This window comes from Ornithinicoccus hortensis (genome assembly GCF_006716185.1).
In the GTDB taxonomy this organism is placed as follows: domain Bacteria; phylum Actinomycetota; class Actinomycetes; order Actinomycetales; family Dermatophilaceae; genus Ornithinicoccus; species Ornithinicoccus hortensis.
Genome location: NZ_VFOP01000001.1, coordinates 1,803,568 through 1,816,348, shown reverse-complemented (window position 1 = coordinate 1,816,348; position 12,781 = coordinate 1,803,568). Strand labels below are relative to the sequence as shown.

At 65.4% G+C, this 12,781-nt stretch carries 10 protein-coding genes and 1 other annotated feature; of the genes, 5 read left to right on the top strand and 5 right to left on the bottom strand.

Translation table 11 applies throughout. The annotated features are described in order from the left end of the window. Positions 1–590: 590 nt before the first annotated feature. The gene (locus FB467_RS08375) at positions 591–1,034 is read left to right on the top strand and encodes a hypothetical protein (RefSeq protein WP_141784699.1); all 444 of its coding nucleotides are present in this window, start codon (positions 591–593) and stop codon (positions 1,032–1,034) included. On the opposite strand, the gene FB467_RS08370 is transcribed toward FB467_RS08375, so the two are convergent. Beyond that, positions 1,003–2,300 (bottom strand): IS3 family transposase gene (locus tag FB467_RS08370; RefSeq protein ID WP_228393305.1). Its coding sequence is split into 2 segments (ribosomal slippage): positions 1,003–2,006 and positions 2,006–2,300, totalling 1,299 coding nucleotides; the frame shifts between segments, so codons are not numbered across the junction. The genes FB467_RS08375 and FB467_RS08370 overlap by 32 nt on opposite strands. Further along, positions 1,873–2,022, bottom strand: a sequence feature (AL1L pseudoknot). (Overlaps the previous gene by 150 nt.) Positions 2,301–3,163: 863 nt before the next feature. On the opposite strand from FB467_RS08370, the gene FB467_RS08365 reads away from it, so the two are divergent. Beyond that, entirely contained in the window at positions 3,164–3,958 is a 795-nt protein-coding gene (locus FB467_RS08365; RefSeq protein ID WP_141784698.1) for a DUF5677 domain-containing protein, read from the top strand. A 170-nt stretch (positions 3,959–4,128) separates the two neighbouring features. Further along, positions 4,129–4,767: a metallophosphoesterase gene (locus tag FB467_RS08360; protein WP_141784697.1), complete on the top strand. Its 639-nt coding sequence runs from the start codon at positions 4,129–4,131 to the stop codon at positions 4,765–4,767. A 58-nt stretch (positions 4,768–4,825) separates the two neighbouring features. On the opposite strand, the gene FB467_RS08355 is transcribed toward FB467_RS08360, so the two are convergent. After that, positions 4,826–5,017, bottom strand: coding sequence for a helix-turn-helix domain-containing protein (locus FB467_RS08355; protein ID WP_228393307.1), 192 nt, complete (start codon positions 5,015–5,017; stop codon positions 4,826–4,828). A gap of 125 nt (positions 5,018–5,142) precedes the next feature. On the opposite strand from FB467_RS08355, the gene FB467_RS08350 reads away from it, so the two are divergent. Both FB467_RS08350 and FB467_RS08345 read left to right on the top strand, forming a co-directional pair. Then, entirely contained in the window at positions 5,143–5,559 is a 417-nt protein-coding gene (locus tag FB467_RS08350) for a hypothetical protein (protein ID WP_141784695.1), read from the top strand. Between the two features lie 103 nt (positions 5,560–5,662). Further along, positions 5,663–6,838 carry a tyrosine-type recombinase/integrase gene (locus FB467_RS08345; protein ID WP_141784694.1) on the top strand — a complete coding sequence of 392 codons (1,176 nt, stop codon included), beginning with the start codon at positions 5,663–5,665 and terminating at the stop codon, positions 6,836–6,838. A gap of 87 nt (positions 6,839–6,925) precedes the next feature. Here FB467_RS08345 and FB467_RS08340 read toward each other — a convergent pair whose 3' ends face one another. From FB467_RS08340 to FB467_RS08330, 3 genes are read right to left on the bottom strand one after another with little or no spacing between them, the layout of a single operon-like run. Next, positions 6,926–7,546, bottom strand: coding sequence for a hypothetical protein (locus FB467_RS08340; protein ID WP_141784693.1), 621 nt, complete (start codon positions 7,544–7,546; stop codon positions 6,926–6,928). Between the two features lie 24 nt (positions 7,547–7,570). Continuing rightward, the gene (locus FB467_RS08335; RefSeq protein WP_141784692.1) at positions 7,571–10,930 is read right to left on the bottom strand and encodes a DUF499 domain-containing protein; all 3,360 of its coding nucleotides are present in this window, start codon (positions 10,928–10,930) and stop codon (positions 7,571–7,573) included. A gap of 1 nt (position 10,931) precedes the next feature. Then, positions 10,932–12,779, bottom strand: a complete 1,848-nt coding sequence (locus FB467_RS08330) for a GmrSD restriction endonuclease domain-containing protein (protein ID WP_141784691.1) — start codon at positions 12,777–12,779, stop codon at positions 10,932–10,934. Positions 12,780–12,781 lie beyond the last annotated feature (2 nt).

Below are 12,781 nucleotides of genomic sequence, written 5' to 3'. Positions count from 1 at the left end.
CGGTCCGGGACACATGGGCGGAGGGTTGGCCTCCAGCCAGGCCTTCTCGAGCCGCTCGTCACGGGCGCGCATTGCCCTTTCGATGCGTCGGCTGGTGTTCCTCACGAAGCCGATCCTACGCCTGATGCGTTACGAAACGTTACAACCAGTCCGACAGTGCATGGGGTCCGTGGCAGGTGGGTGTCGGCGTGTCGAGGTTCGCGTGATGGATGTCGAGATGCAGCGAACATTGACGACCGCTGCCAATGTCAAGATCTTCCGATCGCACGGGACGGCAGTGAAGGAGACACCGACGGTCGTCGAGGTCGCGAAGTCATGACACCGCGTCAAGACCTACGGCGAGGTCCTCACACCTCGTCACATGGTCGACCAATGCTGGACCGGGTGGGGGCGGAACTGGAGAGTGGCGCCTAGAACCGCAAGCTCCGCGCGACCGAGAAGCGACACCCGCCCGAAGCGTGGCCCGAGGCGTCGCTGTTGGCCGTTGCGTCGATCCCCGCGGAGCCCCTCATCTGCATGAGCCCAGTTTTGCGCTCGCTCGGCGACGTAGCTTCTGGCCTGTGTCGGGGGTTCGATGCAAACTGGTGATTGTGAACATCGGCGAACTGGCCGTCCTCCTCCTCTTGGCCGCCGCGCTTCTTCTCGCGTTTTCCTACGCGGCGTGGCAAGTGGCGAAGGAGCTGTCGGAAGCGCTTCATACTGCGATCTCTCCCACGTACCGGCAGCGGCGTCGGGACGAGCAAGCGGAACGGGTGCGGGAAGCGCAGGCCGAGGCGCAGAAGGAATCTGATCGCCGAAACGCGGCGATGGCGCAGGAGATGGAACGCCAGAGGGCGGCGTTCCGGGATGCTCAGATGCGAATTGCCCGAAAACCGGAAGTGCACGCGGCGGACAGATCGTCGGTCGGCGGCGTGGTGCGACCGACCCGATCCTGGGGCGGATCGGCGACGTCGACATGGCGTGAGGCGTCTGTGAATCGCCCCGGGTTTCGTGGAGGCTCGGTTACTTGGAACCAGCCCCTGCCGGGACGGTGATCTCAGGGTAGTGGACGGGGGTGTTGGTGGCCTGGTGGTTGGCCTCGAACTCGGCGGGCGGGACGAGCCCGATCTCGCCGTGAAGGCGTCGGTGGTTGAACCAGTCGACGTATTCGGCGACGGCGATCTCGACGTCGGTGACGCGCTTCCAGCCGCCCTTGGGGCGCATGGTCGGGTTGCGGATGCATTCGGCCTTGAACAGCGAGTTCAGCGCTTCGGCCATGGCGTTGTCGTAGGAGTCCCCGCGCGATCCGACGGACGCGACGGCCTCGGCCTCGGCGAGCCGTTCGGTGTAACGGATCGCTCGGTACTGGACTCCGCGGTCGGAGTGGTGGATCAGGCCGGTGACGTCCTGGCCGGCCCGCTGCCGGGTCCACAGGCCCATGTCGAGGGCGTCCAACGCGAGGTCGGTGCGCAGGCTGGTGGACACCTGCCAGCCGACGATCATCCGGCTGAACACGTCGAGGACGAACGCGACATAGGTCCAGCCGGCGTGGGTGCGGACGTAGGTCAGATCGGCCACCCAGAGCTGGTTCGCCCCGGTCGCTGCGAACTTCCGGTTGACCAGGTCCTCGGGCCGCTCGGTCTCGGCCCCGTCGCCGACGGTGGTGCGACGGGTCTTCTCCCGCGGGATGCCGCGCAGGCCCTCGGCGCGCATCAGCCGTTCCACGGTGCAGCCGGCGACATCGACGCCCTCGCGGTTGAGTTCGGCGTGGATCTTCCTCGCACCGTAGACACCCAGGTTGGCCTTGTGGGCGATCTTGATGTCCTCGATGAGCTCGGCGTCGCGGATGGCGCGCGCCGAGGGCGGGCGCTTCTTCGCGGCGTAGTAGGTGCTCGGGGCGATCTTGGTGCCGGCCTCGGTCAGCACGGCACAGATCGGCTCGACCCCGAAACGGTCGCGGTGCTGGTCGATGTAGTCGACCAGCACCGCGGTAGGAACTTCTACTTGATCTTGCGGTCGAGCTCCGCGGCCGCGAAAAAAGCTGCGGACGTCTTCAGGATCTCATTCGCCCGACGCAGCTCGCGGACCTCACGCTCGAGCTGTGTGAGCCGCTCGGCATCCTCGGTGGTGGTGCCGGGACGGACACCGCCATCGATCTCGGCCTGCCGGACCCAGCCCCGCAGGGTCTCGGGGTGCATGCCGAGCTGCTCGGCCACGCGCTGGATCGCGCCCTGCCTCGTCGCCGGATCCTGCCGCAGCTCGACGGCCATTCGAGTGGCCCGCTCACGCAGCTCGTCGGGGTACTTCCTGGGTGCTGCCATGACTCTCATCCTCCATGGATTGAGAGCCTCCATCAGACCCGGGGCGATTCACTGATCGCTATGGAGAGGCTCATGCTGCGCTGCGTCGTGCCTGGGCGGGCATCATCCGGGACCACGGGGCCGACTGCATGGAGACCATCTGCGTCATGCCAAGTCGCCGTATCGAAGCTGGGTCGCCGGGGCGTGCTTGGGATCTCGCTCATGATCACACAAAGGGTGGTACGCACGACTACCTCGGGCCCGCCCACAAGGAGTGCAACCAAGCCGAGGCACTCGGTCGCGGCGTCAGTTGGGAAGGAGCTCCTTCACTTCGAGACCTCCTGGCAAGCGTTGGCTACGACGGCGACTACCCCACAGCCGAAGGAGATGACGACGGGTACGTGGTGGGCACGTTCACCGACGGCCGTGGCGGGATCTGGGAGGTAGCAATGGAGGTCGGTCCACGCCCCGGAGAACTCGTGCGAACCGAGAATTTTCTTGGAGGGCCTGACGACCACCCACTGAATGTGCACCGCCGCAAGTGGGTGATCGGTGAAGTGCGTTTCCCTTATCCGGGATCTTCCTACTTGGGGTGAGGGTGAGCGGCGCGGCGTCGCGTCCTGGGGCGAGGTCCTCGGCGACACCATCGTCGCTGCCATGCGCGACCGCCTCCTCCGCCGAAGGATGGTGCTCGGCCTCGACGGCGAGTCCTACCGCCTGCGCGACCACTGCGCTAGGAACGACGCCATGCGACAGACCGCGACCGGCACCCGTCGACCGCTACGGTGACCACCGCCCAGGGTGGGGACCTTCGGATGAGCACCCCTGGGGAATTTCGTTGAGCGTCATCAGCCTCGTCATCCGGAACCAGTCACACTTGAACCATGTCTGAACCCGTGAGTGGTCAGTCCCTGCGCGACGTACTGAATGAGTTGCCGCGCATGGCGGACCGCGACCTCCGCACCGTCACTACAGATTCTGAGCTCGCTCTCACCCACGCATGGTTTGTTCGCTGCGTCGACAGCATCAACGCGGCTCTGGTGCTGCACGACCAGGGGCTGGGCCGTGTGGCCGATCCGCTGGTTCGGTCGGCCATGGAGCATGCCGTGGGCATGAGGTGGCTCCGACAACTCGGTCACGATGCCCTTTTCGCCTTGGGTCGCAGTCACCAGCGTTGGGCAGCAAATGTCCAAAGTGCGGTAGCTGCCTCCAACGAGCAGGAGAAACAGCTCGGACGCACCGAGTGGTCGCCGGAGCTCGATGCGGTGTTCGACGAGCTCGCTGCACAGGAAATCCCTGAAGGTTCGGTGGACGGGGAATGGAAGATTGAGAATCGGTTCAAGGTTGCCAAGGCTTTCGACCTATACGTGGCGTGGCTGAGTGAGACCGCGACCAGTCACGCCACCCAGGCGAGCGCTGCTCCCTACGTCGTCGTGGGGAGCGACCGATACCATCTGCTCCGATCTCCTCGAAGCCTCGGCGACACTCTGGAGTTGCGCTGCGCCTCAGTCGCCGTGGACGCCTTCCGCTCGATGGGCGAGGCGCTCGGCTCGGATGTCTGGCGCGCCACCGTCGACCGACTCGACGAGCGACTGACAGCGGCGCTCATAAGGGCAACAACTGCAGGCCTTCTGGACCCGCCCTCGAGCGACGACTGGTCGAGCCGCTTCGAGCACTGACGCACGCGACGAGCACCCTGTGTAAGCCGCGAGGTGGCGACTCTTCCCGCCGATTCCTGCGTCAGCGACGCAACAGTTCCCACTTGCGGCCGGGTACTTCCGAAACCGAGTGGCGCAGCAAGGCACGCCCTGTCAGGCTGGTTCGCCGCACACGACGAAGGGAGACCGCCATGACCACCTGGTTCACAAGCGACCAGCACTTCGGCCACGGCCGCCTCCTGGAGCTCTCCCCCGCCCGCGGCGCCGCGTTCCCGACCGTCAGCGAGATGAACGCGCGGCTCGTCCACAACTGGAACTCCGTCGTCCAGCCCGACGACACCGTGTGGGTGCTCGGGGACGTCGACATGCACGGCAAGGACGCCACGCTCGCGCTCATCGACCAGCTCGTCGGCACGAAGATCCTCATCGCCGGAAACCACGACTCCTGCTGGGCTGGAATGCGGGACGGCTGGAAGAACCGCGACCTCTACCTCGCTGCCGGGTTCAACGCGGTCATGGACTTCGCGGTCACCACGCTCCCGCCGCTGCGCCCGCAGGCGCCGGCGACCCGCGTCCTGCTCTCCCACTTCCCCTACGCCGGCGACAGCCACGACGAGGACCGCTACGCCCAGTTCCGACTCCGCGACGAAGGCATCCCGCTCCTGCACGGACACGTCCACGAGTCGTTCCGGGAGCGGCGTACGAAGAAAGGGACGTGGCACATCAATGTGGGCGTCGACTGGTGGGACTACGCACCGGTTTCAGCAGAAGTGCTCGCGCAGCACCTTGACGACCTGCGCCGCGACCGCGTCACGCCGATCACGGGATGACGGGGGCGCAGAACCAGATTGTCGCGGCACCGACGCGACAATTCGACACCCACCCCGGTCAGCCGTCGCGGAAGAAGTCTGCGACCTCGCAATCGAGGACGGCGGCGAGGTCGGGGAGCCTCTCGAACAGCAGCCCTCGGCGCCCGTGCTCCAGCTCGATGAGCTGGTTCCGACTCAACCCCGACTCGAGCGCCAAGGCTTCCTGCGTGAGGCCGGCGGCGGTCCTCAACGTACGAACCCGACTCCCCACCTGTGCTCGGACCTCGGCCCAGCGTGCAGCAGCATCCTCAGGCGTTTGTGAAGGGCGAATCGGCACGAGCCGATGCCACACTGAAAGGGCGTCGATGTCTGCCCTACTAGTAGTACTCTCCGGTCATGGCACAGTCTTGGGTGGAGACCCACGGCATCGCCGCCAAGTGGGAGAGCCCGTGCACCCTCTGTGGCGGACCGATCGCCGTCGGCGACCGCATATTCAAGCTGCCCGCGAAGCGTGGCGGCTCCTGGGTGTGCTGGACCTGCCGATGGCCGACCGCGACGACGAGCCTCGAGTCGGTCCGCCGCAAGCTCCGCCACCGCTTGGCGCTCCACCAACCGATCGGGCTCAACAAGACCGAGGCGGGTGTCCTTGCTGACGCACTGAACGCGATCGGGGCGATGAGGTCTACGACGCAGGATGTCGACGAGCTCCGCAACTGGTTGACAATCTCGGTGGACACCGGCGTTCCAGCCAATCTGAGCATGGACGAAGCCCACACCGTGTTGCTCGCGTTGGACTCGGAGACGCCACCGTGATCGGCAACGGCGAACAACACGGAGTGTTCCCGAGCAACCACCACGAAGTCTCGACGCGATCACTGCTCAGATCTACCGTGGCCAGACCCCGAGAGGAGCAGCCATGGCCAGCCTGACCACCACGAAGGCGAATGACGGCAGCCCGCGCTACGTCGTCAACTACCGCGATCTCGACAACCGACAACGCCGCAAGAGCTTCCGCCGAAAGGGCGAGGCGGAGAGGTTCCGCAACACCGTCGAGGCTGACAAGCTCCGCGGCACCTACATCGACGTCGACGCCGGGCGCGTGACGTTCAGCGAGTACGCCGCCGAGTGGCTGGCCGGCCGCACCTTCGAGGAGACGACGTACGAGGCGACCGAACTGCGACTGCGCCTCCATGTGCTTCCCATCCTCGGGCAGATGCAGCTCCGGCAGATCAAGCCGTCGACGATCCAACGCCTGATCGCGTCGATGGACCTGTCCGACACCTACAAGCGGATGATCCTCTCCAACGTGTCGGCGATCTTCGGCGCCGCGGTCGACGACGACCTGATCGCCAAGAACCCGTGCAAGGCCGGCTCAGTTGCACGCCCCAAGGTCGTACGCCGCAAGGTCGTGCCCTGGCCCGCCGAATGGGTCAGCGCGATGCACGACGCCCTTCCGGAGCGCTACCAGATCGCCGTCACTCTCGGGTCGGGCCTCGGCCTGCGGCAGGGCGAGGTCTTCGGCCTCTCCCCCGACGACGTTGACTTCCTCCGCGGCACCGTCGAAGTACGCCGCCAGGTCAAGATCCTCGCCGGCAACAAGCTGGTGTTCTCGCTGCCGAAGGGCCGCAAGACCCGAACCGTCCCGCTCCCGAAGACCGTCGCCGACGAGCTGAGCTCATACCTCGCGCGATTCCGGGCCATGCCTGTGGAACTGCCGTGGCGGACGCTCAACAGCGGCGAGAGCGTGCGCGTACCGCTCGTGCTCACCACCCGCGAACGCCGCCCCCTCAACCGCAACTACTTCAACGGCAACCTCTGGCGTCGCGCTCAGGCGACCGCGGGAGTCGTGCCCACCCGCGAGAACGGCATGCACGCCCTTCGCCACTGGTACGCCTCAGTCTTGCTGGACGCCGGCGAGTCGATCCGCGCAGTATCCGAGTACCTCGGGCACAGCGACCCCGGCTTCACGCTGCGCACCTACACGCATCTGATGCCGAGTAGCGACGAACGGACCCGTACTGCGGTCGACTCGGCGTTGACAGATCACAAGGAGGCAGGTGCTCGAGCACCTGCCGCGTGCAACGCTCCTTGAGCTTCGGATCGATCCGAAGCTCCCCTTGCCCGCATGGACATCCCGACCAGCCCGCGTGACAGTGTGACGTACGCGGACACCTGTCAGTCAGTCGCGCCAAATGCGCGCGATCGCCTCCCGAGCGACGCGGCCCGGAGCCTCGACAACCTGTGCAAGCGTCTGCTTCGCTACGTCAGCGGAATGCCGATTCGCGTGGAGAATCATGAGCCGCGACGGCTCAAAGAACAGTTTGAGTTGCACCGCGCGGATCTCCCTGACCAGCTCGTCGGCCTCGTCATCGCTCGGGAGATCCGTGATAGCAGCGCTCTTTGCATGCTTCAGGCGATTGTTCATCAACTCGTGGACCCCGTCGGCCCGCTGTTCCATCGTGGAACCGACGGCGGCGTGCGCAAAGCGGTCCCGCTCCTGCTTGAAGCGCCAGTACGACTCCTCGATGTCCGCGGTATCGATGTCCACGATGCTCGAACGCTTCAACTCTTTGAACGCCTGCTTGAGCGCGCCCACGGAGGCGACATGCTTCATATAGTCCTGGGACGCTCGGGCACCCGGATCGAGAGCCGCGCGCACTTTCCCGATGCGCTCCTCGAGGCAGGCGAATTCGACGGCGATTCGTCCAACGTTGCGGCAGTGTCGTTCAAGTTCGTCAGACATGTCGCCTGCGAGGAATCGCTGAGTCGACTGGCTGATCGGATCGTCTGGATCAGACATCGTTCCCTTTGCTCGCCTTCTCGTTCAGCTTTCCTCGAACCCGGACTGATCGAACTTCAACGTCTTGGCGTTCTCCGAGACGGTACGGATCTTGCCGTCCTCGAACCCGCTGGTGTTGGTGGCTTCGATCTCAATGCGGACGGTCAGCTCGGTGCCGTCGTCGGCGCGGAGGTTGGCGATGACCTCGTCGGCGATGTTCTTGAAGTCGATCGCGATCTTGCTGGAGTTGAGGGTCTTGACGCCGAAGAAGCGAGTCTTGGCCTTCGGGTAGACAACGTCGACCCTCGGTGCCGACGGGTCGCGCTCTGCAGTCCCCCCGTGCTGATCGATGAGATCTGCGACCTGCTCTTCGGGCGACGCCTTCGCTGCAGACTCCGCCTCACGCTGCTTGGTGGCAACATCCGGGCGGACCAGCAGCAGCGTGTCCGTGGCAACCGGCGCCGGCCCCTTGTCCTCCGGGGTCCACAGTCCGATGTAGCGTCCCGCGTCCTCGTCGTACCCGGTCGCAAGGGCGAATGCGTCGGTCTGCCAGATCATCGGGAGGTCGACGATGCCTTCGTCGAGCACCTTCCGGTCACGCAACCGAGGCATATAGGGGTACTGCGCGTACAGGCCCCAGAGTGCGCCGAGTGAAACGTGGCCGTCCTTCCAGATCTGCGGCACGTTGCTGATCGCCAGCCGGATCGTGGCGGCTGCTTGGCGTGTGGACAGGTCCCCGTCGTTCCCGAGACGCCGTGACACGCGTTCCGCGAGAGATTCGGACTGGCCCTCGACCTTGGTCTCGCGGATGAGGAACGGCGAGCCCGGGTCGGGCTGCATGGGTACGAGCGCCCAGGTGAAGGTCTGCAGCAGCCGCGAGGTCACGGTCTGGTCGGCCTGGTCGCGGCGTTGGGCTGCCTGGTTCTTCTGGTTCTGGGTCAGGTCGAGGTCGGCCTCGTTGTCGAGGACGTGCTTCCAGCCGAGGTAGTCCCGCGTCGCGGCATCCAGCTCTTCGCGGCGGGCCTCGTCGGCGGCAAGGTAGACCACCGTGTTCCGGTTGGTCCGGTTGGCACTCCCCCGCTGTTCGGTCGCCTTGTGTGCGAACTCCTTGGCCTCGGAGTCCTTCTTGCCCTTGTGCGCGACCTTCGGGTGGAGGATCACCAGCCGTGCCTCGTCGGTGTCCGGGATGTCGGCATTCGTCTCTGGGCACACGTGTACGCCGGCGAAGTCACCCCGGGTGCGTCCCTGGCCCTGGAGCCGGCGCACGATCTCGGCCCAGACGTCCTCCTTGTGGAGGCGCTCGGCCTGGTCCTTCGCCGTTCGGGTGATGTTGGGCTGCAGGTCGTACCAGTGCTTGCCCGAGCCGGAGTAGAAGTACGTCGCCCGGTCACCGAGCTGCGTCAGCGCGGCGTGGAAGTTGCCGGGCACGTCACCGGGTACGGCGGTGCCGAGGAACACTCGCTGAGTGCCGATGCCCTTGTGGGTCGAGCCCGGCGCGATCGTCGGCGCGGCCCCGAAGAACACGGTCCGCGCCAGACGCTTCGTCAACGCACGCTGCCCGAAGAGCGGCTTCTCCTTGTCGATGCGTCCCGGCTCGGAGTTCGGGCCATCGACATCGGCGTCGATGATCGCCTTCCACGAGTCCTGGAGGTACTGGGTCAGCTCAGCGTTCACGTCCGCCGTGGCGAGCGGGATCGACCCGGGCATGATCAGCGGCGAGGCGTCCTCGCCCGTCCAGAGTGCGTGGATAACGGTGCTCATCAGGCGCAGCACGCCACGGGTGCGCTGGAACCGCTCCAGTGACGACCATTCCTCATAGAGCGTGTCGAACAGCTCGGGGTGGATCGGATATGTGCGCTTGATGCGGTCCTCGTACGACGCGTCGCGAGCCCCGCGGGGGAAGTCGTCGGTGTACTTGCGGTACATCTCGACGTATGCCCGTGCGGTGGCGCCGATCGTGGCGAGTGCGGCGGCGTCGGGCTGTTTGAAGAGCCGCTGCTTGACGATGTGGTACGCCTCGTCCGAGGACGCCGGACGCCACTGGTCGGCCACGCGACGGACCACGTTCTGGAGCCGCTTGAGAGCCTCCAAGCCATTGGCCCCGCCGACCTCCTCGGCATTCCCAGTCGCGATCTCCGAGTCGTCCCCACTCTCCGAGGCAGGGATCGAGATCGCCAGCAACACCCCTGGCGTGCCCTTCGACGCCTCGGTCAACGACTGAGCGAACGTGAACTGATCGTCGAACGTGCCACCAGCAAGATCGTCGCGTCCAACGAGAGAGCGTGCATAGGCAACCCACTCATCGATCAAGATGACAGCAGGTGCGTACTTCTTCAAGAGCTCGTGCAGTGCGTCGCCAGGAAGCGTCCGGTCCCGATCGGCATTGGCGACAACCGCATACGCTTCGGCGCCGCCGAGTTGCCAGGCGAGTTCGCCCCAGATCGTGTTGACCTGGGTGCCGTCGTCCTTGATGACACCGGACGGGCTGGTGTGGTTGCCGACGATGGCGACGCGGTTGACTTTGTCGCCCTTGTAGTCGTTGGCAAGGAGCAACTCTTGTGTCTCTTGCGGGTAGTCGCCCACGGGCAGGCCAGCGGCGACGTGCCACAGCGACAGCATCGAGTGCGTCTTGCCGCCACCGAAGTTGGTCTGCAGGTTGATGACCGGCGACGCGTTCTCGTCCCCGGAGAGGCGGCGCACCGCGCGACCGATGAGGTCGCTGAGACCTTCAGTGAGGTAGGTGCGTTTGAAGAACTCGACGGGGTCGGCGTAGTCCGAGTCGACCTCGCCGCCGGTCGCGACCTTGTAGAGATCAGCCGCGAATTCAGACGCATGGAAGTTGCCGGTCGCGACATCATCGTGCGGCTGGAGCACCTCACGCCACGGCTTGAGACCTTCGGCCTCGGGGTTGTCCCCGGCCGCGGTCTTGAGCGAGCGCTTGTCGTCCTTGTCCGCGGTGACACGGCGCAGGTTGAGGCGAACGTCCTTCACCTGCGCGGCCTCGTCGGCAGCGCCGATCAGCGAGAGAAGTCGCTCCCCCGTGTCGAGCGCCCGGTAGGCGTCGTCGTCGGTGAACGACCCATTGTGCGCCCACGTGTTCCGCACATCCCGGAGCTCGCTGGCGAACGATTCGCCAGTCCGGCCGAGCGCATCGCTGAACGGGTACCAGCCCTGCTTGACCTTGGTGCAGATGTTCTTCTCGGTCAGCATCCGGAACTGGACCTGCGGATCGCGAGGGTCATAGTCTTTCTCTGACCCAGCGCCGTCCTTGGCCCGGACCAGCTCCGCCCACTTCGGCCCAGCAGCGGCATGTACCGCCCCGATCTGCGCCGAGATGAAGTCATCCAGGGCCGGCGCCATGATCTCGAACATCTTGTTGATGCGGTCGCGGTTGCTCAGTGCCATGTCAATCCTGCTCCTCGATCATCTCCGAGACCTCGGCCGTATCGAAGCTGTCGGACGCCTCCGACGCTTCACCTCTGTCGAGGTCGCGGGGAACCGCCTTGCCCATTGCCTTCTCCACCAGCCTGCACAACCGCTCTCTTCGCTCTGCGAAGTAGCCGTCGAAGTCGTCTGCACGGAGCAGATCGCTGGGTACTAGGTGCGACTCGAGAAGCGCGTCCAGCTTGTCTGCTGAGATCTGCGCCTTGTCCTCGATGACCCTCAGGTATCCCGATGGGGCTGCACCGCCGATCACCCGGTTGGTGCGGGCGCTGATGGCGGTCTTGTTGATGATGGACTCGCGGTGCTCGTCGTCGATCTGTCCGTCGTTGCACCACTTCTTCGGGAAGATGTGGTGGATGTCGAGATCCAGATCGACGTACTGCACCTTGTCGAGCTGCTTGTCCTCCATCCAGTCACGCGCCTCGTTGGCGAGGAGCAGTGCATAGATTCCCTTGTACGCGGCTGCGTTCCGAGTCCGCAGCGAGTGGAGCCGCGACTCAACGAACGTCGCGTCCTGGACGGTGTTCGGCGTGGCAGCGCCTTCCTCGCCCCGTGCCCAGGCGGGCACCTGCTGCAGGTCACGCACGAACCGGGTTTCGATGGCGCCGCCATAGAGCTCGCCGAGGATCCCACACCAGAACCACTGGACGATGCGGTCGCGAACGCCAATCAGGTCGGCATCGGCTCCCATCACGACCTTGATCGCCGCGAGCGGCACCAACTGCTTCGGATACGGCAAGAACTTGGTGTCGAAGATGTGCCGGTCGGCCATGAAACTCGCTGCCCAGATGAAGGCCTCCCGCAGCGGGCTGACCCACTCCAGGTAGTCGCTGAGGTCCAGCTTGAGGACATCCTCGCGCTTCGCCGACACCGCGGTCGGCCTGGCGCTGGTGTCGGCCAGATTGCGCTTGCGCGTAGCGAGGAGGGTGACGGCCTGCAGGAAGTCGGTGTTTTCCAGGCCGGCCAGGACGGGGTGCGACGAGAACTTCTGCTGCGTCTCCAGCCAGTCGTCGTTGAGCCGAAAGTCTGTGCCGTGCTCGTCGTAGTAGGCCTTGTCTCCGGCAAAAGTGGCGGTGAGGAGTTCGAACACGTTCAGCGGGAGGCCGCCGGTGTTGACCTTCTCGAAGACGGTCGCAACGGCCGCCTTGCTGGTCCGCTTGTCGAGCTGGATGGCGGGGATCGAGTACTTTCCGGCCTCGGCCACGATCTTGGAGTGGAAGTCCCGGCCGAGGTCGCGGTCCTCCACGTCGAAGAGCCACTCGGTCGCCGAGGAGCTGTTGTAGAGCAATGACAAGGGGAAGTAACCGTTCTTCCGCTGCAGCTCGGGCGTAGAGAGGTCGAGCACGATGTCGCGGTCGAAGTTCTCCTTGATCCTGCCGTCAGCGGGAACAGAGATCACGGCCTCGTCGAGCCGATCCTCGCCGTCCAGGGCCATGGCCATGTGGACGAAGTAGCGCCGCCGCATCAGCTTTCCGCGGCTGTCCTTCGTGTCGACAACTCCGTCACCCGTCAGTGACTGAGTCAGTGATGTCAGCCGCTGTTGGCCATCCAGCAGCAGGTGCTCGGGCGGATCGCAGGCGGTTGCATCGACGCCCTCGATGGGGCGCGGCTTGAAGCGCACCTCGTTGCTACCGGTGTCCAGCAGCATGACCACGCCCATCGGGTGGCCGCGGAGGATGGTGACGAGGAGCTGCCGAATCCGCTCGTCCTCCCACTTGTAGCCGCGCTGGAAGTCCGGCAGTTGGATCTTCCCAGACGTGGTCCACTCCAGATAGCTGCCCAAGCCGTGCTGCGGTGTCTGGAAGCCCATCC